Origin of the sequence: Niallia nealsonii (genome assembly GCF_002835805.1) — a bacterium.
GTDB lineage: Bacteria > Bacillota > Bacilli > Bacillales > Cytobacillaceae > Niallia > Niallia nealsonii.
In genome coordinates, this window is the sequence record NZ_PISE01000037.1 from 38,531 (window position 1) to 62,916 (window position 24,386).

27 protein-coding genes and 2 pseudogenes are annotated in these 24,386 nt (G+C 33.3%); 12 read left to right on the forward strand and 17 right to left on the reverse strand.

What is annotated here, in order from left to right:
* Positions 1 to 40 precede the first annotated feature (40 nt).
* From CWS01_RS16115 to CWS01_RS16145, 7 genes are all read right to left on the reverse strand, one after another.
* Complete coding sequence (locus tag CWS01_RS16115) at positions 41 to 544, reverse strand: GNAT family N-acetyltransferase (protein ID WP_101178200.1); 504 nt, start codon at positions 542 to 544, stop codon at positions 41 to 43.
* The gene (locus CWS01_RS16120) at positions 534 to 1,208 is read right to left on the reverse strand and encodes a YczE/YyaS/YitT family protein (protein ID WP_101178201.1); all 675 of its coding nucleotides are present in this window, start codon (positions 1,206 to 1,208) and stop codon (positions 534 to 536) included. The genes CWS01_RS16115 and CWS01_RS16120 overlap by 11 nt, the downstream gene beginning before the upstream one ends.
* A gap of 11 nt (positions 1,209 to 1,219) precedes the next feature.
* The gene (locus tag CWS01_RS16125) at positions 1,220 to 1,672 is read right to left on the reverse strand and encodes a MarR family winged helix-turn-helix transcriptional regulator (protein WP_101178202.1); all 453 of its coding nucleotides are present in this window, start codon (positions 1,670 to 1,672) and stop codon (positions 1,220 to 1,222) included.
* Between the two features lie 397 nt (positions 1,673 to 2,069).
* Positions 2,070 to 2,537 (reverse strand): hypothetical protein, encoded by a 468-nt coding sequence (locus CWS01_RS23055; RefSeq protein ID WP_235852091.1) that lies wholly within the window; start codon positions 2,535 to 2,537, stop codon positions 2,070 to 2,072.
* An 800-nt stretch (positions 2,538 to 3,337) separates the two neighbouring features.
* The gene (locus tag CWS01_RS16135) at positions 3,338 to 5,560 is read right to left on the reverse strand and encodes an MMPL family transporter (protein ID WP_101178203.1); all 2,223 of its coding nucleotides are present in this window, start codon (positions 5,558 to 5,560) and stop codon (positions 3,338 to 3,340) included.
* A gap of 127 nt (positions 5,561 to 5,687) precedes the next feature.
* A complete protein-coding gene (locus CWS01_RS16140; protein ID WP_101178204.1) occupies positions 5,688 to 6,335 on the reverse strand; it encodes a response regulator in 648 nt (215 codons plus the stop codon).
* Positions 6,336 to 6,339: 4 nt separating this feature from the next.
* Complete coding sequence (locus tag CWS01_RS16145; RefSeq protein WP_168714414.1) at positions 6,340 to 7,548, reverse strand: sensor histidine kinase; 1,209 nt, start codon at positions 7,546 to 7,548, stop codon at positions 6,340 to 6,342.
* A gap of 620 nt (positions 7,549 to 8,168) precedes the next feature.
* Between CWS01_RS16145 and CWS01_RS16155 the strand changes: the two are divergent.
* A pseudogene (locus CWS01_RS16155) lies at positions 8,169 to 8,411 on the forward strand (transposase); the annotation flags it as partial.
* A gap of 130 nt (positions 8,412 to 8,541) precedes the next feature.
* Here the strand turns inward: CWS01_RS16155 and CWS01_RS16160 are convergent.
* Complete coding sequence (locus CWS01_RS16160; RefSeq protein ID WP_101178208.1) at positions 8,542 to 8,757, reverse strand: DUF6366 family protein; 216 nt, start codon at positions 8,755 to 8,757, stop codon at positions 8,542 to 8,544.
* Between the two features lie 353 nt (positions 8,758 to 9,110).
* The gene (locus tag CWS01_RS16165; RefSeq protein ID WP_101178209.1) at positions 9,111 to 9,386 is read right to left on the reverse strand and encodes a CPCC family cysteine-rich protein; all 276 of its coding nucleotides are present in this window, start codon (positions 9,384 to 9,386) and stop codon (positions 9,111 to 9,113) included.
* 104 nt (positions 9,387 to 9,490) lie between these two features.
* Between CWS01_RS16165 and CWS01_RS16170 the strand changes: the two genes are divergently transcribed.
* Positions 9,491 to 9,901, forward strand: coding sequence for a hypothetical protein (locus CWS01_RS16170; RefSeq protein WP_101178210.1), 411 nt, complete (start codon positions 9,491 to 9,493; stop codon positions 9,899 to 9,901).
* A gap of 337 nt (positions 9,902 to 10,238) precedes the next feature.
* On the opposite strand, the gene CWS01_RS16175 is transcribed toward CWS01_RS16170, so the two are convergent.
* Positions 10,239 to 11,015: an arylamine N-acetyltransferase family protein gene (locus tag CWS01_RS16175; RefSeq protein ID WP_101178211.1), complete on the reverse strand. Its 777-nt coding sequence runs from the start codon at positions 11,013 to 11,015 to the stop codon at positions 10,239 to 10,241.
* 464 nt (positions 11,016 to 11,479) lie between these two features.
* On the opposite strand from CWS01_RS16175, the gene CWS01_RS16180 reads away from it, so the two are divergent.
* The 6 genes from CWS01_RS16180 to CWS01_RS16205 all read left to right on the forward strand — a co-directional run bounded on the left by CWS01_RS16180 (position 11,480) and on the right by CWS01_RS16205 (position 14,170).
* Positions 11,480 to 11,695, forward strand: coding sequence for a hypothetical protein (locus tag CWS01_RS16180; protein ID WP_101178212.1), 216 nt, complete (start codon positions 11,480 to 11,482; stop codon positions 11,693 to 11,695).
* A gap of 16 nt (positions 11,696 to 11,711) precedes the next feature.
* Positions 11,712 to 12,005, forward strand: a complete 294-nt coding sequence (locus CWS01_RS16185) for a spore coat protein (protein ID WP_157827685.1) — start codon at positions 11,712 to 11,714, stop codon at positions 12,003 to 12,005.
* A 42-nt stretch (positions 12,006 to 12,047) separates the two neighbouring features.
* Positions 12,048 to 12,236, forward strand: a complete 189-nt coding sequence (locus tag CWS01_RS16190; RefSeq protein WP_101178214.1) for a lipoyl synthase — start codon at positions 12,048 to 12,050, stop codon at positions 12,234 to 12,236.
* 16 nt (positions 12,237 to 12,252) lie between these two features.
* A complete protein-coding gene (locus CWS01_RS16195; protein WP_101178215.1) occupies positions 12,253 to 12,576 on the forward strand; it encodes a spore coat protein in 324 nt (107 codons plus the stop codon).
* Between the two features lie 424 nt (positions 12,577 to 13,000).
* A complete protein-coding gene (locus tag CWS01_RS16200; protein ID WP_101178216.1) occupies positions 13,001 to 13,498 on the forward strand; it encodes a CcdC protein domain-containing protein in 498 nt (165 codons plus the stop codon).
* Positions 13,499 to 13,612: 114 nt separating this feature from the next.
* Complete coding sequence (locus tag CWS01_RS16205) at positions 13,613 to 14,170, forward strand: sugar O-acetyltransferase (RefSeq protein ID WP_101178217.1); 558 nt, start codon at positions 13,613 to 13,615, stop codon at positions 14,168 to 14,170.
* Between the two features lie 245 nt (positions 14,171 to 14,415).
* On the opposite strand, the gene CWS01_RS16210 is transcribed toward CWS01_RS16205, so the two are convergent.
* From CWS01_RS16210 to CWS01_RS16230, 5 genes are read right to left on the reverse strand one after another with little or no spacing between them, the layout of a single operon-like run.
* Entirely contained in the window at positions 14,416 to 15,450 is a 1,035-nt protein-coding gene (locus CWS01_RS16210; RefSeq protein WP_101178218.1) for a galactitol-1-phosphate 5-dehydrogenase, read from the reverse strand.
* Positions 15,425 to 16,807: a PTS galactitol transporter subunit IIC gene (locus CWS01_RS16215; protein ID WP_101178219.1), complete on the reverse strand. Its 1,383-nt coding sequence runs from the start codon at positions 16,805 to 16,807 to the stop codon at positions 15,425 to 15,427. The genes CWS01_RS16210 and CWS01_RS16215 overlap by 26 nt, the downstream gene beginning before the upstream one ends.
* Before the next feature lie 32 nt (positions 16,808 to 16,839).
* Entirely contained in the window at positions 16,840 to 17,115 is a 276-nt protein-coding gene (gene gatB / locus CWS01_RS16220; protein WP_101178220.1) for a PTS galactitol transporter subunit IIB, read from the reverse strand.
* Entirely contained in the window at positions 17,112 to 17,594 is a 483-nt protein-coding gene (locus tag CWS01_RS16225) for a PTS sugar transporter subunit IIA (RefSeq protein ID WP_101178221.1), read from the reverse strand. Before CWS01_RS16225 ends, gatB begins: the two co-directional genes overlap by 4 nt.
* Entirely contained in the window at positions 17,587 to 18,372 is a 786-nt protein-coding gene (locus CWS01_RS16230; RefSeq protein WP_101178222.1) for a DeoR/GlpR family DNA-binding transcription regulator, read from the reverse strand. Before CWS01_RS16230 ends, CWS01_RS16225 begins: the two co-directional genes overlap by 8 nt.
* 175 nt (positions 18,373 to 18,547) lie before the next feature.
* Between CWS01_RS16230 and CWS01_RS16235 the strand changes: the two genes are divergently transcribed.
* A complete protein-coding gene (locus CWS01_RS16235) occupies positions 18,548 to 19,510 on the forward strand; it encodes a 1-phosphofructokinase family hexose kinase (protein WP_101178223.1) in 963 nt (320 codons plus the stop codon).
* Positions 19,491 to 20,483: a tagatose 1,6-diphosphate aldolase gene (locus CWS01_RS16240; protein WP_101178224.1), complete on the forward strand. Its 993-nt coding sequence runs from the start codon at positions 19,491 to 19,493 to the stop codon at positions 20,481 to 20,483. Before CWS01_RS16235 ends, CWS01_RS16240 begins: the two co-directional genes overlap by 20 nt.
* Positions 20,484 to 20,579: 96 nt before the next feature.
* Here CWS01_RS16240 and CWS01_RS16245 read toward each other — a convergent pair whose 3' ends face one another.
* Together CWS01_RS16245 and CWS01_RS16250 are read right to left on the reverse strand one after the other, a co-directional pair.
* Positions 20,580 to 21,362, reverse strand: coding sequence for a DeoR/GlpR family DNA-binding transcription regulator (locus CWS01_RS16245; protein ID WP_101178225.1), 783 nt, complete (start codon positions 21,360 to 21,362; stop codon positions 20,580 to 20,582).
* A gap of 103 nt (positions 21,363 to 21,465) precedes the next feature.
* Positions 21,466 to 22,353, reverse strand: a complete 888-nt coding sequence (locus CWS01_RS16250) for a LysR family transcriptional regulator (RefSeq protein WP_101178226.1) — start codon at positions 22,351 to 22,353, stop codon at positions 21,466 to 21,468.
* A 129-nt stretch (positions 22,354 to 22,482) separates the two neighbouring features.
* On the opposite strand from CWS01_RS16250, the gene CWS01_RS16255 reads away from it, so the two are divergent.
* On the forward strand, positions 22,483 to 23,370 hold the full coding sequence (locus CWS01_RS16255) for a DMT family transporter (RefSeq protein ID WP_101178227.1): 888 nt from the start codon (positions 22,483 to 22,485) through the stop codon (positions 23,368 to 23,370).
* 698 nt (positions 23,371 to 24,068) lie between these two features.
* Positions 24,069 to 24,254: pseudogene (locus CWS01_RS16260) on the forward strand (transposase); the annotation flags it as partial.
* Between the last annotated feature and the right edge of the window lie 132 nt (positions 24,255 to 24,386).

Sequence of the window (24,386 nt, forward strand, 5' to 3'; positions counted from 1 at the left end):
TTTGACTATTCCCTAAACTAAAATTTAATGACTAATAGAACTATAATAGTTTCTCAAAGGCTATTCTCTCACTAGAGCTATCTATGTATATGATTCCACAATACTCAAATCCATTTTTCTTAAGTGTCTTTTGCATAGGAATATTTTCTTTATGTGTATCAACCTTAATACTATGCACGTCATTATCTATACATAGTTTTTCTATATATTTAATAATTTTAGTCGATAAACCTAATCTCTTATGAGTATTGCTTACAGCTACTCTATGGATAGTTGCATATTTATTATTACTTAGCCATTGACCTTCGTATATAGACTCATATGATAGATCTTCTTTAAAAGTTACCATTGATGTTGCAACAACTTCATCATCTTTTACTAGTACATAGCTTTCTGCATTTTTTATATCTTCAATGATCGTATCTTCATTTGGATAACCATTTTGCCATTGATCTATTCCTTGATCTTTAAAAAATTTTTGAGCTTGACTTACAATTTTCATTATACTTTTTACATCACTTGTTTTTGATTTTCTAAATTTCATTGGTAGCCCCCCTATTGCTTATACATGCTTTAATGAATATAAAACCTTCCTTAACATCTTTATGTTTTAAACCTTTAATATCAAAATTAAAAAGTTTATATACTATTTGGACACAGTAAGCTATTCCAAATACAGTTAGTAGTGTACCTATTCCAACAGTACCACCTAATATATATCCAGTTATTAAAGCGATACTCTCTATAAAAAATCTTATTCTACCTACAGGTTTTGATGTAAGTTTTACTAAAACCACCATTAATCCATCTCTTGGACCACATCCCATTTCGCACCCAATATATAAATAACTACCTATAGCATTCGCAAACATACTACCTATCATAAGCAATACCCCAGAAAACAAATTGTTGCTAGTAGGAATAATATTTATATGCATTATTAAATCTATAAAACATCCAATTATAAGCATGTTTGCTAAAGTTCCAAATCCAATTTTTATGCCTAACATGCTAACTATAATTACAATTATTAATCCAACAATAATACTTGCTTGACCGATAGTAATACCAAATAAATTAGATAAACCTTGATGAAAGACATCCCATGGACTTGAACCTAAATTTGACTTTATTGCCATTACAGTAGAAAATGCACAAAAAGTGAAACCTGTTAACATTCTTAGAGAAAGGATTAATAATTTATTCATAAATTTCTCCTCTATAAAGTTAAGTCTTTATCTAACCAATACTTTTCTATATTTTTACTCATTCTCTCAATCAAATTAGTTGCCATTTCTGCTTCTTCATCACTAAATCCATCAAAGCTTATTTCTAAATGCTTTTTTTCCTCATTGATTATTATTTTATAAATTTCTACTCCTTTATCAGTGGCTATTAGTTCAAATTCTCTTTTGTCCTTTTTATTTTGTTCTTTACTGATATATCCAAGGTTAATTAGTTTTTGTACTGCCTTAGTAGTTGTTGCTTTATCAACCTTTACCATTTCAGTTAAATTAGCCAAATTGGTCTTGGGATTTTCACATATTCGAGTTAAAAACATATATTGCCCTTTTTGTAGCCCTATTTGTTTAAATTTTAAATCAGATTTAGAATTTATCGCTCTGGCTAAAGTTCCTACATATCTTAATGCTTTAGAATCTAATTTTTTCATAATCAATCTCCTATGTAATAAAGGTTGAACTTTCAACTAATATTCTACAAAATAAAAGTTGAAAGTTCAACCTTTTGTGAAGAGAGTATTAAAATTATTTGGTGAACTCTAAGTCGTGATGTTTTATAAAAAGTTACAAAGCCTTTCTCTAGGTTATTATTTGATGATTTTTTCACTAAAGGTAATCAAAATGATCGAACTCTTTTATAAAAATGTAGATGTATTCACATGAAAAAAATCCATTTTGATCAAACTTTTTTTCAAAGTGGATTTTTTATTAATGATTAAATCAATGCCCATGTGAAGTTTTTAATAAAACTTTATTTTAAAGCTACAATTAAATCTACACTAAAAAATGCCTGTGTCAGTTATTTAGACGGCTTTACTTCTACTTTTCTCATTCAGAACCCTCTTTTTTGATTTGTTTATTTAAATATTCTCTTTCAGATTGTATTTGTTCTTCAATAAGATAATCCTCTAACTTCCCATATCTTGATGATTGTGTTAATGATAAACCGAATCCTTCTACAAGTAGTTGAGGTCCGAAGTGACTTGCTATTGTATTAAAGCAAGTTATCCTTAAAGCCTTTGGAGTAAAGCCGGCTAATTCTTTGACCTTCCTTGCAATAAAACGATTGTTAACTGGTCGATCCCTATATACCTCTGATAAAAATGATAGAATGCCGAAAACTTCTTGGGCCTCTCTATCTGCTTTTGTTAGTTCGATGATTGTGTCAAATGCATCGCTCGGACAAGTGATTGCATCCGGTATATGATAATAGCCAGCAAACTCTTTTTCTCTTACTAATTTTTCAAATTTCACATAGAGTTGTGTAGGATATTTTTCTTTGTTAGTTTTTTGCATAGTAAATACACCCTCCAAAGTGTTTTGTTTCCGTCATGAAGTAGTCAGCTTCATGACTATACCTACCTATAGCAATAGTTATAACATTATTTTTATTGGTAATAACAACCCTAAAGTTAATATTAAAATTAATATTTTCTCGTAAAAACCAACGTATTCATACATAAAATAATGAAAAAACTTAGTTTTTCAGGGAGTAATTGGTTAAGATTATCTATTGTGATATTCTCTTTCCGAATTTGCTTTTACAGCATCCAAAATTTGTTGTAAGCTTTTATTTTCTTAACTAGCAATGAGCATCCTACCAATGCCAATTGTTCTTCTATTAACTTGAATTAGTTGCTCCTAATATTTTTAAAAATTAGTCCCCTTAATTTTTAAAAAACTTCCTATATCTTCTCTCTGCAAAGAATAAGATAAACTTCGCAACTAAAGAAGCTGTGTATACAAGTCCATATAAAACTTTATTTTTCATTACAATTTAACTCCTTTATAAATTCATTATAGTAAAGAAACAAACAAAAGGAATCGTACAATAAGGTAAGTTTAAAATGTACTAAAGGGCAGATTTATCTTCTACCGAATTTTTTGTTCAGAGTCAATATCTTTTATTAGTATCGAGCCAACGCTAAGAATGATTAGGAATACTTTTTCTTAAAATACAAAAAGGGGCTGTCTAATAAGTCGATTTTCCGGCTATTAGATACCCCTTTTCCTGTTCGAGAATGCTGATATATCAGCATTCTTGATTTTTAGTTTTTAATGGATTTCCCCTTTTGGAACAGCCCCATATAATAAACTTACATCATCTTTCTTCTGCCCTTTTCCACAGGATTTGTATTTTTTTCTGTTTTTTTCTGTTTCTCCACTGTTTTCATAATAGTCTCACCTTCTATATCTATATTAGGTAAAATTTTGTCCAACCAACGTGGTAAATACCAAGCCGACTTTCCTAATAAAGTCATTACTGCTGGCACGATTGCTAATCGAACAATAAAGGCATCGAATAGAACACCAAATGTTAGTGCCATCCCCATTATTTTAACCATTGGATCCGAAGTAAGCATGAATCCTGTAAAGACAGCGACCATAATTAATCCTGCAGCCGTTACTACATTACCACTATTTTTCATCCCAGCTAATATAGCCTTGCGTGCATCCCCTGTATGGATATATTCCTCCCGCATCCTGCTCACAAGGAATACTTCATAATCCATAGAAAGACCAAACAATATGGCTACCACTATTACTGGGAGGAAGTTTAAAATAGGACTTGTACTCGGGAATCCAAAGAGATCAAGAAAGTGACCATCCTGAACCACAAATACAATAAATCCTAGTGTAGCACCTAATGAAAGGACAAACCCTAGCACAGCTTTTAATGGCACAAGAAGAGACCTGAATATGATAACTAGAAGAATAAATGCAAAGCCTATAATTAAAATAGCGAATTTTACTAATGCTGTTGACAGACCTTCAGAAAGATCAATATCAGCAGCTGTCTGGCCTGTTACCAGCAATTCTACTTCACTAGTTGACTTACCTCTGATGGAATGGACAATATCCTTTGTTTTTTGATCACCAGGTCCTGTTTCAGGAGTTATTGATATCATGAATACCTTCCCTGATGAGCCTGGAATCGCTGGAGATACTGTTTTCACATTAGAAATATCCTTAATCTTGTCTCCCATTGAATTAACTGCTTTTTGTGCATCTTCCCCTGCGTTATTAGTTTTCGCAACCACTACTAATGTGGAGTGGACACCTGGTCCATAAGCTTCAGAAAGAAGGTCATATGCTTTTCGTTCCGTTGTTTCTACTGATTTTGTGCCGTTGTCAGGAAGACCAAGATTCATATGGAAGAATGGAATGCTGATAATAACAAGTAGCCCAATCCCTAAAATTGTTACGATAAAAGGACGTTTTACTACAAATTCACCCCATTTGTTAGATGAATCTTGTTTTTTATTCCTACCCGTTATTTTGTCTAATAATCGATTTTTTCTAGAAGGTCCTATTTTATGTCCCATAAGTGCTAACACAGCAGGTACCACGATTATGGCAATGAAGATTGCGATTAAGACACTAAATGCACCTGCAAACCCCATCGCAGTTAAAAATGGAATTTCTGTAACGGATAATCCAAGGAGCCCTATTATAACCGTTATTCCTGCAAATACAACTGCACTTCCAGCAGTTCCTGTCGCGATTGCGATTGACTCCCTGACAGCATATCCTTCTTTTAGCTGCTGTCTATATCGAACGATAATAAATAAAGCATAATCGATTCCGACTGCAAGCCCAAGCATGGATGCTACAGATAATGAAACAGAAGGAATATCCATAAAATTGGTACCTATAACAATTGCCAGTAATCCTATTCCTAAACCAATTATTGCTGTTAAAATTGGCATGCCGGCAGCTAAAAACGAGGTGAATGTGACCGCCAGTATAACGAATGCGATAATTATTCCAATGCCCTCTGCTGGTCCGCCCGCTTCCGTTTTGGAAAAGGCGACAGTACCAGCCAATTCTGTCTGAACACCTGCATCTTTCGTAATTTCAATATTTTTTTTGATATTCTCTTTTGATGTGTCTGTGACATCACCAGCTTCTACCTTATAGGTTACGGTTGCATAACCCATTTTCTTGTCTTTCGTTAAGTTACCGAGCGCTACTGGTGTAGCGACGGAAGCAACCTCACTATCACCTTTTTTGATTTCACTTAATGCTTCCTCAATAACCTTGTTTACCTTTTCTGAGTCTAAGGTCTCGTTTTTTGGAGCCTTAAATACTAGCTGGACCTGTCCTCCTGATTTTCCCTTAGAAGAAGAAAACTCCTTTTGAAGCAATTCTCCAGCATCAGCGGATTCTGTGTTTGGCATAGACATATCCTCGCTGAAGCTTATTCCCATATTTACCGCAAAAATCGCTAAAGCAATTAGTAATGCTATTGTTCCGCTAATAATTTTTCTCTTATTGCCTGTTACCCAATATCCTAATTTATAAAGAGCCTTTGCCATTTATATCTCCTTTCAAAACGATCGCTTTTAAAAGCTAATTTTTTTACAAGCTTTATAATAGACGAAATAGAACAAAAAAAAATCGTACATTAGGGCATCTAGTAAATGTACGAAAGGGCAATATAATTTATAAATGGATTAATTTCAGATCAAGGGCAGCTGCAACAGCTTCCACTCTATTACTAACATTGAGTTTATTAAATATGTTGGTGAAATGGGCTTTAACCGTTCGTTCGGCTATTCCTAGGTCATAAGCTATATCTTTATTTCGAAAACCTTTTGCCGCTGCTTTTAAGATAAGCAGTTCTTTTTCCGTTAATTTTGCTTTTTCAAAATTGGAAGTATTCTCTAGTTTTTTTTCTGTAAAGTGCATAAGCCTTGCTATTATTTCTGGCTGTAATAGTGTCTCCCCTCTAACAGCAGACTTAATGGTACGGAATAAATCCTCTCTTCTCGTATCTTTTAATAAGTATCCTTTTGCTCCTAATTTCAGTCCTTTGAGCATCAGGTCATCCTCGTTGTATGTTGTCAATATGATAATAGGAATGGATACTTTTTTATCATTAAGCTCTTTTATTGTTTCTAATCCACTCATAATTGGCATATTTAAATCCATCAAGATAACGTCAGGTGGAGATTTTTCAATAAACTGGATGGCTTCTTTCCCATTTCCAGCTTCTCCTGCAACATTAAATAAATCATTCGTTTCTAAAATCATTTTAAGACCTTCCCGAACAACCGTGTGATCATCTACAATTAACACATTATACTTCATTCCATTACTTCCTCTCTTTAAATGGTGTCGTTACCAATATCTTTGTACCTTCCTTTGGTCTGCTTTCAATATTTATATTTCCACCTATAAGCCGGACGCGTTCTTTTAATCCAAGTAATCCATATTTTCCATATTGTGCTTGGGATTGATTAGAAAATCCAATTCCATTATCTTTAATTTCTATATGTAAGTGATTATTTTCTTCTCCTACAACGATGGTTGCTTTCGTAGCTTGAGAATGCTTTGCAATATTTGTTAAACCCTCACTTATAATATAGAGGCTATGTTCTCTTATAAAATTATTTAAACGGAATATATTTTTAATATCCGATTCAATTTCAATGGATGTTGCTTCTGTAAATCGCTTTATTTCTTCCATTACAGCATCCTGAAAGTCAATCTTAGATATAGAGTTCTCCCGCAAATTGTCAATAGCTGTCCTTGCGTCACGTAATGTTCTACGAGCCTGTTCCATAGACTTATATATAATTTCTTGAGATCTTATAGTGTTCCCATTATGTAAATGGGAATCAACTGCTTCTAATTGCATAATTAGGCCTGCCAAACCTTGTGCCAATGTATCATGCAAGTCTCTCGCCATCCTCTGTCTTTCATTGGCCAAAGTCAGTTCTTCTAATTTTTTATGTGCCGTTTCCAATTCAGTTAAATAATACTGAGTGCGAATACGTGCATTAACCTGTCCGTTATAGACGATGCAATAGAAAATAACGATAATAAGGATGCATAAAAAGATAAGAATAAAATGGAATAGTTCCCTAGTTCCATACTTGATGACGATTGCAACACAATATTGGGAGTACAAAAAAGCGAAAATAAGGATAACTTGAATGGTTTTTTTTAAAATAATGATACTTTGAGCGATTAAGAGAGGCAAAAGACCAACCAATAGGGCAATAGAACCTTCCTGCATGATAAAGGCAGCTGCAAAAACTACTGCAGTTTGCAACATAAGATAGATCCACCGTCTTTTGGCAATAAGTCTATCTGAAAACCAGTACAATAAAATATGAACAGTAATAAATCCCCCTACGATTACACTAATTATCTTTTGAGGAGATTGCGCATTTTGATAAACTATAGCTGCTATGTATACGCCTGTAATCCATAAGAGAAAAGGCAGCTTATTTACAAAGAAGGATTCAGATATAGATTCAAAAGAGTAATAGTTATTATTCTTTTTAAGCATTTTCATTTTAATCACCCTGTTTTCCATAAATTCGATTAATCCTTATATTTTTATTATGATAAATTAATCTTACTTTATTTTAGAGAAAAAAAAATAAAAATAAAATGTACCTTCGTACATACCACATATGCACTTAAGGGCAATATTCATAAACGGAAATTTTTATTATAATATTGTTTGCTCATTTGAGGATCAAAGAGGGCTAAATTTACTAAAGGAGGAGGGAAATTGAGGATTTTAAAGGGAAAACTCTTAAGAGGATTGGTATCTTCTACAGTATTATTGTCTTTAGCGTTATGGAGAATGATTAGAAGAGACAGTATATAAATTTGAGGCTGCTGTAAATACATCAGACTATAAGGGAATAATTGATACGGTAATCCTGAATAAGCAAAAATTAGAACAGCAGGTACTATATTTTTAATAATTGCCCGGAACATTTAATTAACTTATACATCCTAACATTTTACTTACCTAAATAAATAATTATAATATTATTTTTATCGATAATAGTAACATTAATATTAGTTTTAATGTTACTCATCAAAACTAATTGGAGTTAGTATAGTTTCATGGACACAGTTTAATTAAGTCCTTACAATTATTTTTGAGAGGATGTGTTCGAATTGGAGCGTAAACCTGCAGGCAAAAAATATAACGATGATTTTAAGAAAACGATTGTGGACTTGTATCATTCCGGCAGCTCAGTTAAAGAATTAAGCAGCGAATATGGCGTATCAGAAGTAACGATTTATAAATGGGTGAAAGACTTTACCCCTATTGGCTCAGAGAAAGAGACACTGACACCAAAAGAGTTGGCTGAAATTCAGAAAGAAAACCTTCGATTAAAACAGGAAGTAGAAATCCTAAACTATACTAACTCCAAGTAGCTAAATTAAATAAAAATTGATTTATGGTACTATTACGCACTTATTTATGCTTTTTATCATTACAATAATAATCTCGTTTTTTAAAGACTTTATTCCATAAGAGCACCTATTAGCGAAAGAAGACGGAATAGATTATAAATCCTAATACTATTACAAGAATAAGTATTCCAGTACCTTTCCATCCCAAACTACCTACCAAATCAACAAGACTGCCATTGTTTGCTCTGTTAAAAGCATTATTCAGATTATCTGTTGGATTTCCTTTTAATTCTTGTTGTCTTAATCTCTCTCTTTCTTGTTCGGGAGTTTCTTTGTTGTCTTGCATTTAAACACCTCCTATAAATTAAACAGCTATTACTTATAAATTTTACCACTAAAATCAATCAACCTTATTAAAAATCCTGCCAGTTAGTTAAATAAAACGCCAAAAATAGCCCCTGAAAGCCTTTTTTCTTGTCAAACGACAACAAAAATATAAGAAAGACAAGAAAACCAGAGAAAACGGCAGAATGGCCTTCTCCGATATATCCCTGTTTTTTGATTATTTCCCAAACTGAAAAAGGCGAAATTTGCCCGAATATGGACCAATTTCGCCTTTTGTTTTTTTTCTTGCTTCCCATAGGAAGTATTATGTTAACTAGTGAGTGAAAATAAAAAAAATTTTAATAAAACTCCTTTTTACTCCTGTTCTAAGGATTTCCAATCTTTATCTTTCTCATATTGTGAAATTGGCGCAGACTCCCGGTGTAATAATAATTTTGAGCACTTCCCTATTTCTTTAAAATTCTTTTGTGCTTCTCTTAATGATTCTTCATTTGCTCCACCTTTAAGATCTGGAAAATCTTCTTGAATATCATCATCCATCCATTTACATATTAAACAAGTTTCATAGTTATAACGTTCCTCTAACGTTTTATAACCACAACAAGGGCAGGTAAATAATTTTTCATTCATACTATAACAGTACCTCACTTAACAATTATTTTTTATAATCTTTTTTCGAGGCTCTATTTCTTCTTAGCAATTTAAGATTATAATCGGAATTAGAGGTGAATATATTGGATAAATTAGGAAAAATATTGTTAGCATTAATTTTAGGTGCACTTTGTATTAATATAGTAGGTTGTTCATCTAAAATTGAAGTATCTAGTAAAACATATTCTTTTACGGAAGAAGAAAAAAAACAACTTTTAATTTTGTCTTATAATTATCTAGATAATTCATTACAAAACAATATAATTGATTCGGAAAAAGGTGAAATTACAGGATTTATAACATCAGGTAGTGAATTTGAAGTCTTTACTAATAAAGATAAAAAAACAAAAGATATTGAAAATATGAACGCAATACTAGTAACTTTTAAAACAAAAAAAGAATCTAAATTAAAGTCTATTAAAGTATATTTAGATGAAAACGGAGAAAAAGTATTAGGATTCCTTACATCGAAGAAAAAAGAATCTTCAAACTGAGGCTTTGGTTGAAATAAACCAAAGCCTTTTTATTTTCCTATAATGTTTGATTATGTTAACTAGCTAGTAACAATAGCAATGCTAATTAAAATTTTTTTGTTAAAAATAATTCTAAATTCCTTTATAAAACAAAATATATCAATGAAAAGAAATACAATAAGTTTCATAAATCAAATATTCAGCAGCTAACTTTTTAAATATTCATTAGTTATTCCTTTAACGTCGTAAACCCCTATTTTCTTCATATTCCCCCATATAAAGGACGTTGTCCTGTTAAGTTAGATAAGCAAAATAGTATCTAAAATGACAGTCTGCTAGATTAAATGAAGGAAAATAATTAAAGACCAAAATAACGATTTGCGATTTCCTGGAATAATTTTTTATCAATCTGTTTTTTCGTCAACTCTCCATCCACCCATTCAGTAAACGAAGTGTCTGTTAATGTGATGTTCCCTTTATCTGTAAATCTGGTAATTACAGGCTTCTTATTAAAATTCGATTCCGGATGTTCAGTGTTAACTTTTTGCACTTCATTTAATTCAGCTAAATCCTTAATGACTTTCTTAGAATCAAAAGCATAACCTATTTTCCACTCTTTATCCTTATGCTTTAATTTTATATAAAAAATAGAATCGCCATGTTCACTATCTATATTTTCCACTTTAAATTCACCATTATTAGATGTCACAGTTTCTCCATTTAATGGAACCAGTTTTAATGGAGAGTTTCCCCCAAATCCAATATCCACTATATAGAACTGCTCTTTATGCTTAATCATATTAGCCACATGAGTTTTTCCTAGTGTACTCCATGTTTGACTATTATAGTTGTATCTCAAACCACGGATTAAATGAGCATCAAATCCATTTTCAATTAAGAAGAAATAAAAAAGAGAATTTAATTCATAACAAAGGCCGCCTTCATTTTGTTCAATTATTTTTTTTATCAAATTCTCCCTCGTAATTTCATTTGTCCTATTTTCTATAATACATAAATTCTCAAACGGGATTGTTTTGGCTGTCTTTTCGAGAAAAGCATTTAAATTTTCAAATGTAATTACTTCATCATATGGGATTCCCAATCTATTACGGAATAATTTATTTAAATTTGTCATTTTGATTCAATCCTTTCTACGATAAACTACCAGCCTAGTATATCATTTATACACTAGGCTTCCTCCGACGAAGGAGAGCATTCCATAATAAGATTTACTATTGATTCAACACATGAGTTTAACCAATAGTAAATTCTCCTCCATCTCGTGCGGAAGACCACTTCTCTAATCGACCCATATTATTTGCTATTTGTCCTATCTCCTCTAAAATCCTCGACTTCTATCATTAAACGGTTATGAGCCGCTACTAAATTCTTTGTTAATCTAATATGCATGAGTTTATTTTCCATTAAATAAACCCCCATTTAAACAAACTCCCATTCATTCATTGAGAATAACATCCCCAAAAATAGGAAAAAATGTCGATGAAACCACTTGATTAAAACAAAGTAAAAGAAAAAGGAATGGTTCATAAGAAGTTCTTTATCCAGCTACCATTAGAACAGAGTATAGGAGGCTGAACAATGCAAAGTAGTCAATTTGGTGTACACGAGATTACAGATCTTCGTGAAATCATTAATTTTAAAGTAGCTTGTTTAGCGGAAGCGAAATCTCGATTGCAAAAAGTTGGAAGTGCTGATTTAAAAGCAATAGTTGAACAAAGTGTCCAGCTTGGGACAAATGCTGTGGGTGAAATGAAGGCACTTTTAAGTAAAGCAGCTACACAAATGAATGAATAGAAAGAAGGATCTACTGATGGAATCAAAACAAATTAGCTTTAACGACCACGTAATCGCGACAGATATATTATTTGAAACAAAAGCTGCCATAAAGGACTTAGCTACTGCTATTACTGAATCAGCTTCAGAAGAGATACATACTTTTCTTACAAAAGAATTAAGAAGAGCGATTGACCAGCATGAAAAAATTTATGGTTTTCTTCAAGATCGAGGAAGATATGACGCTTATAATGTTCCTCAACAACTACAAAAAGACATCGAATACGCAGATTATATTTTAGATCAATACACCAATAATTCTTTACAATAAAATAATAAACAATTTTTCAAAAGAAGAGAGGAGGCTCATGAGATGCGAGAAAATATAGGTGTACACGAGGCATTAGAAATACATGAACTACTTACCTTTAAAAGCTTGTGCTTAACGAAATCCTCCATAATGCAGGGACTTGTATCAGATCCTAAACTAAAAGAAATTATGAAACAAGATGTTATTAAAGCTTCACAGCATATTGAAGATTTAAAAAATCATTTGTCTTAAGTGAGGGGGATTAAAAATGAATCAATTTATTGAGAAGATAACAGGAATGGCTCCATTAACCGATCAGGTGATTGCAACGGATTTATTAACAGCCGCAAAATCAGAGATAAAAAATTATGCATTGGCTATTACGGAAACAGCCACACCCGAAGTTAGGCAAACATTAGTAAAGCATTTAGAGGAGGCGATTGTGTCTCATAGAATAATATCAACTTATATGATGAATCAAGACTATTATTTCCCCTACGATACAACTAAGCAGATTCAAATGGACATGAAAATTGCGGAAACTGCTTTAAATATTGCTAAAAAGCAAGGGGAATTCTTAAGTTTCATTTAATGAGTATCGTTATGGATTATTTTTTGGGGCAATTTGGAATAAAGAAGTAAATTAAAGGAAAAGAATCCCCCTATTTTTTCACTGATGGGGGTTTCCTTGAAAATTTAGGCGATTCAGCAATCAAAAAATGCTAGTTATAGTAGTATGTTTTATGAATGAAAAAATAGCCTAAATATACAAGAAATGCATAAAATTATGCATACTTTTGGCTCCTTAATTCTAGTCCTTATTGTTCTTCTAATCCCCCGTTAGCTCCAAAATTCTCCTGAGATTTTTTTCCTTGCTTCTCATAGGATGAATGATGTAAACAAGTATAGTAATACATAAGGTAACTCTATGTTTTTCCAAATTTATGACGGAAGTCACTACTCAAAGGTATGTACTCTCTATATAGTTGAAATATACTATGTACAGAGGTGGAATTATGAATCCTTCTTCATTTTATCTTATTGTGATTTTAATTGCTGGATTAGTCTTATGGCGTAGAACGAGAGCGATGTATCGACCCATTAAAGGAAGTGGAATCCGTATCCTTTTACCCATATTATTTTTATTATTACCTAGTGTTCCCCTGATTTCAAATCCAAAGGTACATGCAACGGTCTTGGAATGGGTATGCGCACTTATCTTAGGTATCCTTTTATCCATCCCACTTATTAGGACGACTAATTATGAACTCCGATCTGATCAACATATTTATGCTGTAAAAAACAAAAGTTTTATTATTTCCTTTCTTATCGTGTTGATTATCCGATTTCTACTTCGTGATTATTTAAAATGGGTCGACGCAGAAACAAAAGCAGCACTATTTATAATTGTAGCTCTAGGATATATCTTACCTTGGAGAATTATCTCTTTTATCAAATTTCGTCAACTATATAAAAATCAAATCCAGGATAATGAGAACATTAATTTTCGATAATGTTTGATTAAGTTAACTAAATAAATAGAAAAATTTTGCTAAGATTAAAATCATACTTTTTATTATTGGCTAAAAATTAACTTTATATGGTATTGTTCAAAGTGAGGTGATAAGATGCGAGAAATTGAAAAATTAGATAAGGGTTTAGAATATTACTTCCTAGATAGTGAGGTTGTTGAACGAAAAGCAACAGCTGCTAAACTATGTCAAGAGTTTAATCGTATACCAGCAACAGAACCGGAAAAACAAATATCTATGATTAAAGAAATATTGGGATCTTATGGTAAAAACATCTCCGTTCAAGCGCCTTTTAACTGTGATAATGGCAAAAACATTCATGTTGGAGATGATTTTTTAAGTAATTACAATTTAACTATTTTAGACATTGCACCTGTTCGTATAGGTAATAATGTCATGATTGGACCTAATGTTGATATTTATACAGTTAATCATCCAATGACTGCTGAGGGACGAAGAAACTATTTGGCACAAGGTTTCCCAGTTACAATAGGAAATGATGTTTGGATTGGTGGGAAAGTATCAATCATGCCAGGAGTAACTATTGGAAATAATGTGGTAGTTGCAGCTGGTTCCGTGGTAACAAAGAATGTTCCTGATAATAGTTTAATTGGTGGAGTTCCAGCAAAAATTATTAAACATCTTAGCGAATAAAAATAACAATATTAATTAAAGAATAACGTAATTATATCGTTTCAAAATAAGAAAAGCCCTTATAAATTAAGCGCTTTTCTTTTATGTTAACTAGCAAATAAAATAGCTCTCATTTCAACTGCCCCCCCAATTGTGAGTTGTGTCTAACAATTGGGGGGGCAGTTCATCCGTTCAGTCTTCTCAGGCTATCGAGGGTTTCTTTTATGGGAACTCTCTTTTTTTCTTTAAGAAACTTTATCTTCTAGTCAATCAATCTTGTATAAGAATTTAATTGAGTGATTTTCTGGATCTCTCATTTTTAGAAATGGTGTCTCTTTATCTTCCAATCGATACACTTCATTAATGAGAGGCTTTACATCAATGGTGCCATCTTTGATATATTGCAGTGCAGCTTTCCATTCAAATCCAGGAAATGGTGCTGAGTAAGACATCCAAGATCCTGTTATTTCAATTTCTCCTCTAAGAATTCTTTCAAATACTTTTGGGGGGAACACTACATCTTTTGTAGCAGTCCCAACATAGACCACTTTCCCGAGCTTTTCAACAATCTCAATGCTTTGAACTTGTGTCTGAGAAACACCAGCTGTTTCAATCACTACTTCAGGTTTTGGATGTGTAGTGAAGTATTCATTTAAATCTACCTGCAGTGAATTGATAGTGTAAGAGGCACCAAGTTCTTGAGCTATTTGTAATTTTTCATTATTAATATCGATAACAGTCACATTGCCTGCGCCACGTGCTTTTAAAGCCAGTAAAGTCATAATGCCAATTGTTCCCGCTCCAAAAACAACTACATTTGCTCCTGCATTGAATTGGATTCTTTCGATACCATGGATTGCCACTGTAAGGGGTTCAATTAAAGCAGCTTCTTCATTACTTACTTCTTCTGGCAAAACTAGGATGTTTTTTTCGTCCACTGCTATATACTCTGCCATAGCCCCTTGCTGCCGTGATCCGACAAAGCTGTAATGCTCACATAATGCTGGTTTTCCGCGGTCACAGTTTTCACATTTACCACAAGGTATTAATGGAGCAATTGCCACACGGTCGCCTTCTTTAACTGCCTGAACCATGTTTCCAACCTGCTCGACTACACCAGAAAATTCGTGGCCTAGTACGATGGGGTAACTATGTACTTTTCCTTCAAAATACCGTGCCAGATCGGATCCACAAACACCTACATAAGATACTTTTACTAATACTTGTTTTTCAGAAATAGCTGGTTTTTGAATCTTTTTTACAGTGAAGGTTTCTTTACTGTCCAGTACGAGCGCTTTCATTTGCTGTCTCCTCCATCATTGTTACTTCTTCAGCATAAATCTTATTTCGTTTGAATTGAACATACGTAAAAATTACGCTAAATACATAAATAGAACCGATAATGATTAATGGAATTAAATTCTGTGGGTGAAGCAATTCGGTTAAAATAAATGAAATAGGGCTTCCTCCCTGATCAAGAGATGTAACTTGCCCACTTTTGATTGTACCGGTTTGTCTTGCGAGCTCTGTATGCACACCAATCATCATATTTGCAATCCAGATGGAAATCCCCATAATAACCGCACCTGAAATAATCGTTCTAAATAAGTTACCTTTATGCACTCCAACAGCCATTGAAACAAAGAAGCCAATAGTTGCTAAATCCCCAAATGGAAGTACTTGGTTTCCAGGGATAAGCACGGCAATCAATAATGTTAATGGGACAAAAATTAAACTAGCTGCTACTACTTGTGAATTTCCTAATAATAGTGCAGGATCAAGACCAATATAATAGTTTTGTCCTTGAAAACGCTTATCAAGCATCTCACGTGCAGCCTCTGCAATTGGCAATAGACCTTCCATAATAAACTTTACAACAGTTGGCATTAATACCATTACGGCAGACATTTGAATAGCAAGCTGTAATACGTCAGATACTGGATATCCTGCAAGAAAACCAATCACAAGACCAAGAACTGCTCCAATAATAACCGGCTCGCCGATTACACCAAAACGCTCTTCAATTTTTGTTGAATTAAAGTTGATTTTTCGGATACCTGGGATTTTATCAAGGATCGCATCAATAACCACCGCAAACGGTGCTGACCATGCACCTGATCCATGGGGAACAGCAATGCCTTCTAATCCAAAATGTTTATCAACAGTTGGCGCAAACCAATCTCCCAGTTTGTAAATAAAAGCGGAATGTATTACCACGCCAACAATACCCAGCCAAAAGCTACCTGTTGCCGTGCTCACGATAGCACCTGTAAACGTCATATGCCAAATATTCCAAATGTCTACGTTTACAACTCGTGTCATTTTAAAAATAAGCATTAAGATGTTTACAAGAATAGCTACTGGAATAGCTACTGTTCCAACGTTTGAAGCCCAAGCCATTGGAGAAGCCCCTGGCCATCCAACGTCTACAACAGAAAGTCCAAGATTAAAACGATCCGCCATATCTTGAGCAGCTGGACCAAGATTATCTGTCAATAAGCTAATAACAAGGCTGATTCCTACAAACCCAACTCCAATGGTGATACCAGCACGGAGTGATTTTCCGATTCCTTGACGCAATAGCAAGCCAATGATGAAAATAACAAGCGGAAGCATAACCGCTGGTCCAAGCCCAAGAATGTATTCTAAAATTGCCATCTTGCCAACCCCTTATCTCATAATGTTATTCATTATTTCAATACATCTAAAATTTGTTGTTTTGTTTTATCAACACCTACTCCTGAAATAAATGCTACTCCATGAATAACAGGAACCCCGTAATCACGATCTACTTTGGCTGTAGTAACAATTAAATCTGCTCCAGAAGCTTTCGATCCAAGTTCACTTACACGGCACTGAGATACATCTGCTGGAATGTTTTTTTCTTTTAAAAGGTCTCGAATCTTATTCGCTGCCACCGTTGACGTTGCTACTGCTCCACCACATGCTACAAGTACTTTTTTCATTTTACTTCCTCCTCTAATTGAATAGTTAAGTTGTTGTTTAGTAATTCATAGGCTTCATCTTTGCTTTCAAGTGACATAATCTTCTCGATAAAATTAGCATCCTGAATGAGTTCAATAACCTTTTGGAGTGCTTGGAGATGCTGATTGCCTTCCGAGCAGCCCAGTAAAAACACGATTTTGACATCGGTTTCTTCTCCATCGCCACCCATAATTCCAAATTTCACTGGATTTTCAAGAACCAATAGGCCAATTTTACTTTCTTTGACAAAACTTGCATCAGTATGAGGCAAGGCAATACCTATTGTTTCGGTTGGAATACCTGTTGGAAAATTTGATTCCCTTTCAAGCAAACCCTCTATATAGCTTGCATTTGCAAACCCCTTGTCAATCATTGTTTGACCGAGTTCTTTGAAAACATCTGAATAATGCAGTGCATTTGAATGTAGAACAATTAAATCTTTATCAAGCAAATTACTCATCAAGTCCACTTCCTTCTGTTTGAACAGTAATAACTTTTCTATTTCTCTCTCTTAATTGATTTAGTATTTCTTGATCCGTATTTTCATCGGTAATTAACACATCTACTTCTTCAATAGAAGCAACCTGGTTCATAGCTACCGTATTGAACTTAGAATAGTCAGCCATCAAAATAGTTTTCTGACTGTGAATCATCATCAGACGGGATACCTCTGATTCACCCATATGAACATTCGTATAGCCTGCATCAATATTTATAGCACTTATTCCAAAAAAACCTTTTTCCACATACATTTTTTCAATACTTCTGTAAGCGACTGGACCAAATAAGGATTTTTCATTTTTTCTAACGTTACCGCCGATAATAATAACTTCACATTCCGAGTAATCAATTAGCTCATTGGCTATAGGCAGAGAGTTGGTGACTACGGTTAAATCCCTTTTGTCTAAAATTTCACGAACAAAAAACAAAGCGGTAGTCCCATAGTCAATGTATATTGTATCACCATCTTCTACAAATTCTGCAGCTCGCTTAGCAATACTCCTTTTTTCAGCTTCGTTAGTGCTTTTGCGATTGATATATTTTGTTTCAACGTTTGCTTTATTTAAAATAGCTCCACCATGAACTTTACGAACCATCCCCCTTTCTTCCAGTTCATACAAATCTTTTCGGATAGTCTCTCTTGTTACATTTAAATCCTTGCTAATATCAGAAATTTTAATTGTCCGAAACTTTTGCAGCTGCTTCATTATTTCACTTTGGCGATCATTTGGAAGCATTTTCTCACCTCCGTGGCTTTTACTGTAATCGCTTACCTATGACTATAAGATATAAAACAAAAAAATGCAAACTATTTTTTTGTTTTAATTTTAAAAAGCAAAAAAATACTTTGCATTTTTTTGCATATCGGATTATTATGGGAGCAGAAGTTACAGAAATGAGAGGTGATCAATCATGATTCATGTTGTGTGCCCAAATCCAGCGCTTGACCGCACCGTTTTTTTGAAAAAGTTTGAAATAAATGGTGTGAGCAGAGCACAATTCTCAAAAGATTTGCTTGGGGGAAAAGGATTTAATGTCATTCGCTCTTATATGGTGAAAGAAAAAACATCACCGTATCTTATCCATACATTTCTTGGAGGATATACAGGCCAATATTTGCAAACGCTTATTCAAAAAGAAAAAGTGGAGAGTATTGTGACAGAAATTAACGGCACTACTCGAATTTGCTCCATTGTGGTAGATGAGCATCAGAAACATGCTCATTTAATCAATGAAAGTGGTCCGAGTATTGGTAAGTCAGAAGCAGGTCTTTTTTTGAAGCGTTTACTCGTTTCAGTGAATGCTGGTGATTTTGTTTTATTTTCTGGTTCTTTACCTGAAGGATTAGACCAGGATTTTTACGCTAAAACAATTGAGATTTTAGAAGCAAGGGGCGTCAAATGTGTTTTAGACAGTAGTGGTCCATCGTTAGCTAAGGGTATCCAAGCAAACCCCTGGCTTATAAAAGTAAATGAGTTGGAATTTTTTGAATTAATCGGGCAGCCTCCAGAAAAAGCTGATGCTGATTCAGTTGAAAAAGCTTTAAGAGAGCTTGATAGCTCATCTAATTTTATTGTCACTCTTGGAGGGAAAGGAACCATTGCAAAGTTTGAACATGCTGTTTACAAGGTCTCTCTTCCAAAAATTGAAGTGAAAAATGCAACAGCTTCAGGGGATATTTTTTTAGGCGGTCTGACGATGAGTTTGCATAATGGCGAATCAATTGAAAAAGCTTTACAAACTGCAAGTCTTTATTCTTTATCCAACTGTCTGTATTGGTATCCAAATATAGAACTATCAGATGTTGAATATTACGAATCTCAAATAAAAGTAATTAAATTAGGAGGATTTATCAATGAAACTATCACCAGGTAAACAAAAAGGATTGGAATTAATCTCAGATGAAAATAATATTATCTTGGCAACTGCTATGGATCAGCGTGGTTCCCTTGGAAAAATGATTCAGTCGTACAATGACTCTCTTTCATATACTGAAGGATTGAGCCAATTTAAAGAAGGTGTTAGTGAGGTTCTTGGCAACCATTCTTCTTCTCTTCTATTAGACCCGGAATATGGATGGAGTGCTGCTAAAAAACTAAATGCTGATATTGGCTTAATTATGGCCTATGAAAAAACAGGGTATGATGCTTCTGAAAAAGGCCGTCTGCCAAATCTGGTAGATGATTATGCAGTTCAAGATTTAGTAAAAGAAGGAGCAAGCGCACTGAAGGTGCTTGTCTATTATGATCACAATGAAGAGGAACAATATAACAGCATCAAAAAAGCATTTATCAAGCGTGTTGGCGATGAGTGTAAGCAAAACGATCTTCTTTTCATTCTAGAACCTGTTTCTTATAGTGCTTCAGGCTTGGCTGAAAAAAGCCCGGAATTCGCCAAAATAAAACCAGAAATTGTTGAATATTTCATGACAGAATTTTCAAAGGAAGAATACGGTATTGACCTTTTAAAAGTCGAAGTACCAGTGTCCATTTACAACATTGAAGGATATGACCAGTACAGCAACTATAAACCAGTTTTCACTAAGGAAGAAGCTGCCTATCATTACAAAAATTGTTCGGATAAAAGCAGCCTGCCATTCATTTATCTCAGTGGCGGAGTGACAAATGAGCAGTTTATTGATACTTTGCATTTTGCAAAAAATGCAAAATCGGAGTTCTGTGGTATTTTATGTGGACGTGCAACATGGAAAGATGGTATCGAAACATTTGCTAAAGAAGGAAAAGAAGCTTACTATCAATGGCTTGAAACACAAGGAATTGAAAATTTAAACAAGGTAAAAGAAGCTGTTTCAGCAACAGCTACACCGTGGAGTGTATTGGTTAAATAAGAAAGAGAAGGATTTTTCATTATATACTTAAGTTAGAATAGAATAGAAATGGCTGAAATCAGTTAATTCTTGGTTTCGGCCATTTCTATATATCTTTTATGGATTTGTCTCATCTTCAGGTACAGCAGTGATGACTTTCACGTTTTTTTCATTCAATTGCTCTAATAATTTCGAATCAGCTTTGTCGTCAGTAATGAGCACATCTACTTTTTCAATCGGTGCTACTTGGTTCATGGATACTGTATTAAATTTAGAATAATCCGCCATAACAATAGTTTTTTGACAATGTTCCAGCATAAGTCTGGAAACTTCGGACTCTCCCATATGTACATTTGTAAAACCAGCATTAATATCAACGCCGCCAATCCCAAAAAAACCTTTATCTACATATAATTTTTCAATTCCTCTATAAGCAATTGGCCCAAATAATGATTTTTCATTTTTTCTAACATTCCCGCCAATAATAATCACTCCAAAGTCTGAATAATCAATGATTTCATTAGCAATAGGCAATGAGTTAGTAATAATGGTCAAATCTTTTTTGCTTAAAATTTCTCGAGTGAAAAGTAAAGCTGTTGTTCCATAGTCTATATAAAGGGTGTCTCCATTTTCTACAAATTCAGATGCCCGCTTTACAATACTTCTTTTTTCATTTTCATTCGTATTTTTACGATTAATATAGCTTGTTTCTAAATTTGCTTTATTTAAAATCGCACCACCATGGACTTTACGAATGAGTCCCTTTTCTTCCATTTCATATAAATCTTTTCGTATTGTTTCTCTTGTTACATTTAAATTTTTACTGAGTTCTGAAATTTTAACTGTCTTAAATTCATGTAGTTGTTTCATGATCTCACTTTGTCTATCTTGCGGAAGCATTTCTCCACCTCCAAACTTTTACTAATCTATTATTTATAATTATAGAGCAAATGGAACAAAAAAGTGATATAGTGTAAATTTTTAAAATTTCTTTTTAGTTTTATTAGTCTGCCCTTAAAATATTAGAAAGTGTACTATTCCTCTCAATAATAAAGTCAATAAAATGTCTACTTGCTATTGGCAATACATTTTTATCTTTGTAAGCTAAACAGATTGTACGAACAACAGATGGAGAGATTTTTTTCGTTTCAATATTATAAGGACATCTACTTAAGACAAGTTTCGGTAAAATAGAAATGCCAAGCCCTTTTTCAATCATAGACATAATAGCGTAATCATCATATACTCGGAATTGTACGTTAGGTTCAAATTTGTTTTGTTTAAAAACCGTTAGCGGTTCACTTAGTTCTCCCTCATCTAAAAGAATATAAGGTTCTTTTGTTAAATCCTTCAGTGATACTATGTTGTGCGATGATAAAGGATGATCTTTTGGCAATACAGCTAACATTTCATCTTCTTGCAAAGGAATGGTCGTTAGCTTTGTTACAGCCTCTGGATTCACAAAACCAAAGTCTACGGTTCCCTCTTTAATCCAATTGGAGATACTTGTATAGTCGCCTTGATGTAATTCAAAATGAACGCTCGGATACTGTTCCTTAAAATCTTTCATCAATCCTGGTAGCCAATTACATGAAACACTAGAGAATGTGCCAATTCGAATTAGCCCACTTTGTAGACCTTCCATTTCTTTTTGCTTTTCTATTAGTTCTCTATGTGAATTACATATATTCTTAATAAATGGTAAAAATTCCTCGCCATCTGGTGTTAGTGTAATACCTGTACGAGAACGTAAAATAAGAGTAGTAGAAAGTTCTTCCTCTAATGAATGAATCATTTGACTAATTCCAGATTGAGTATAGCCAAGTTTTTCAGCTGCTTTGGTAAAACTTCCTGTTTCTATAGATGTGATAAAAGCATAATATGAATTCATCCTTACTAGCTCCTTTGTATTAGAATTACTTATATTTAGATTATAAATATTAATTTTACTAATGTAAATGAAGGTGATACCATAGATTTAGTTTTAATAGAAATACATGAGAGGTTAGGGGTTACAATCATGACACAAAAACAAGCAAACTTGATTTTAGCTACTGTTTCTATGGCTTGGGGAACATCGTATATTTTTATGAAACTTGGGGTTGATGCTATCCCTCCGTTAACGATTGTGGTTTTACGATGTGGAATTGCATTTATTCTTATGGCAGTAATATTCTCCAAAAAAATCATTAGGATAGATGCTAAAGCATTGAAATACAGTGCCATAATGGGAGCTTTACTTTGTGGTATTTTTATTGGATTGGTGTACGGAGTGAAAAATACTACTGCTTCTACTGCGGGTTTTTTAACTAGTACAACTGTTATCTTAGTACCAGTTTTACAAATATTTATTACACGAAAACTACCGAGTAAAAAAACTTTATTTGGGGTTATGATTGTATCAGTTGGATTAGCATTCCTTACTATAAAAGATGATTTTTCTATTTCAATTGGCGCAATATACTGTCTTTTAGCTGCTTTTCTTTATGCAATCCATATTATCGTAACGAACTATTTTGTACAAGAGGTTGATGCCTTGCAACTAGCTATCTTTCAATTAGGATTTGCTACTCTGTATGCAACAATAGGAACCTTCATATTTGAAACACCCGTTTTGCCACATGACAAGATTCATTGGTTCGCTATACTTGGTCTAGCGTTGATTTGCTCTGCCTATGGTTTTGTTATGCAGCCAATTGCTCAGAAGTACACCACACCTGAAAGTGTAGGTTTTCTTTTTTCACTAGAACCAGTTTTTACAGCAATATTTGCATTCATCTTCTTACAAGAAATTATAATGATTCAAGAATATTTGGGTGCTTTGTTCATTTTAGTTGGTGTATTCCTAGCAAATTCCACATCTAAAAATAAAAAAATATATATCACCCAAATTCATGAGCCTCAATAGCCTTACTGTTAATTGGTCGATTAGTAATAACAGGACTATTATTTAACTTGAGAAGCAGGTTGAAAAGTATAAAGGTTAATAATATTATTTTTAAATAGGTTATGTTAGTTAAAAATGTATGGAGTATACATAGTTTTAAAGTCTTTCTTTTCGACGGGCATAAAGTGTTAAGGTTGTTATATATGGAATAAAGTGGAGGGAAACTATGTGCAGCAAAATATGTTCTAAAATGTAATTCGGCATTGACAAAAGCTCGTATTCAATCTTCCCCTGGAACTGTAGGAATAAATAAAACACCTAGTAGAGTATTAAACAACAATAACAATTATAGTGAGTTAGTACCCTATGTTTGTTCAAGTTGTGGTTATGTAGACTTTTATGTAGAAGATCCTGAAAAGTTCATGTAATTGAACTTTTCGGGATTTTTTATTTCTGATAACATTGGACTATGTTAACTAAAATTGTATATAATATACAATTTAAAAATTCCTGTTACCGAGCTATACAATACTGTTCTTTAATTTAAATCTATGGATTTATATGCTTGACCTTATTTTCTCTAGTTGAAATTTTTATATTTCTCTTAATATATATAGCTAATATAATGGTAGAAACAATTAACAATGGAGTTAGTATAGTTTTATGGACACAGTTTAATTAAGTCCTTACAATTATTTTTGAGAGGATAACGTAAACCTGCAGGCAAAACATATAACGATGATTTTAAGAAAACGATTGTGGACTTATATCATTCCAGCAGCTCGGTTAAAGAATTAAGCAGTGAATATGGCGTATTAGAAGTAACGATTTATAAATGGGTGAAAGACTTTATCCCTATTGTTTCAGAGAAAGAGGTACTGTCACTAAAAGAGTTGGCCGAAATTCACCAAACCTTATTAAATACCTCAAGTCATGGAGGATCAGATTAGAAGAACCGCTTAAGACTTAGCCTTTTTGTGTCCAAGTTATTGACTCAAATCCAGAGTTATGTTGACCCATTCGTAGCTATTTTAATT

Coding starts and splice junctions, on each gene's coding strand:
- CWS01_RS16240 (WP_101178224.1), top strand. CDS start 19,491: ATGAAACTATCACCAGGTAAACAAAAAGGATTGGAATTAATCTCAGAT.
- CWS01_RS16190 (WP_101178214.1), top strand. CDS start 12,048: ATGCGAGAAAATATAGGTGTACACGAGGCATTAGAAATACATGAACTA.
- CWS01_RS16245 (WP_101178225.1), bottom strand. CDS start 21,362: ATGCTTCCGCAAGATAGACAAAGTGAGATCATGAAACAACTACATGAA.
- CWS01_RS16185 (WP_157827685.1), top strand. CDS start 11,712: ATGGAATCAAAACAAATTAGCTTTAACGACCACGTAATCGCGACAGAT.
- CWS01_RS16160 (WP_101178208.1), bottom strand. CDS start 8,757: ATGCAAGACAACAAAGAAACTCCCGAACAAGAAAGAGAGAGATTAAGA.
- CWS01_RS16230 (WP_101178222.1), bottom strand. CDS start 18,372: ATGCTTCCAAATGATCGCCAAAGTGAAATAATGAAGCAGCTGCAAAAG.
- CWS01_RS16180 (WP_101178212.1), top strand. CDS start 11,480: ATGCAAAGTAGTCAATTTGGTGTACACGAGATTACAGATCTTCGTGAA.
- CWS01_RS16200 (WP_101178216.1), top strand. CDS start 13,001: ATGAATCCTTCTTCATTTTATCTTATTGTGATTTTAATTGCTGGATTA.
- CWS01_RS16140 (WP_101178204.1), bottom strand. CDS start 6,335: ATGAAGTATAATGTGTTAATTGTAGATGATCACACGGTTGTTCGGGAA.
- CWS01_RS16255 (WP_101178227.1), top strand. CDS start 22,483: ATGACACAAAAACAAGCAAACTTGATTTTAGCTACTGTTTCTATGGCT.
- CWS01_RS16215 (WP_101178219.1), bottom strand. CDS start 16,807: ATGGCAATTTTAGAATACATTCTTGGGCTTGGACCAGCGGTTATGCTT.
- CWS01_RS16125 (WP_101178202.1), bottom strand. CDS start 1,672: ATGAAAAAATTAGATTCTAAAGCATTAAGATATGTAGGAACTTTAGCC.
- CWS01_RS16195 (WP_101178215.1), top strand. CDS start 12,253: ATGAATCAATTTATTGAGAAGATAACAGGAATGGCTCCATTAACCGAT.
- CWS01_RS16235 (WP_101178223.1), top strand. CDS start 18,548: ATGATTCATGTTGTGTGCCCAAATCCAGCGCTTGACCGCACCGTTTTT.
- CWS01_RS16135 (WP_101178203.1), bottom strand. CDS start 5,560: ATGGCAAAGGCTCTTTATAAATTAGGATATTGGGTAACAGGCAATAAG.
- CWS01_RS23055 (WP_235852091.1), bottom strand. CDS start 2,537: ATGCAAAAAACTAACAAAGAAAAATATCCTACACAACTCTATGTGAAA.
- CWS01_RS16115 (WP_101178200.1), bottom strand. CDS start 544: ATGAAATTTAGAAAATCAAAAACAAGTGATGTAAAAAGTATAATGAAA.
- CWS01_RS16225 (WP_101178221.1), bottom strand. CDS start 17,594: ATGAGTAATTTGCTTGATAAAGATTTAATTGTTCTACATTCAAATGCA.
- CWS01_RS16165 (WP_101178209.1), bottom strand. CDS start 9,386: ATGAATGAAAAATTATTTACCTGCCCTTGTTGTGGTTATAAAACGTTA.
- CWS01_RS16175 (WP_101178211.1), bottom strand. CDS start 11,015: ATGACAAATTTAAATAAATTATTCCGTAATAGATTGGGAATCCCATAT.
- CWS01_RS16205 (WP_101178217.1), top strand. CDS start 13,613: ATGCGAGAAATTGAAAAATTAGATAAGGGTTTAGAATATTACTTCCTA.
- CWS01_RS16145 (WP_168714414.1), bottom strand. CDS start 7,548: ATGAAAATGCTTAAAAAGAATAATAACTATTACTCTTTTGAATCTATA.
- gatB (WP_101178220.1), bottom strand. CDS start 17,115: ATGAAAAAAGTACTTGTAGCATGTGGTGGAGCAGTAGCAACGTCAACG.
- CWS01_RS16210 (WP_101178218.1), bottom strand. CDS start 15,450: ATGAAAGCGCTCGTACTGGACAGTAAAGAAACCTTCACTGTAAAAAAG.
- CWS01_RS16120 (WP_101178201.1), bottom strand. CDS start 1,208: ATGAATAAATTATTAATCCTTTCTCTAAGAATGTTAACAGGTTTCACT.
- CWS01_RS16250 (WP_101178226.1), bottom strand. CDS start 22,353: ATGAATTCATATTATGCTTTTATCACATCTATAGAAACAGGAAGTTTT.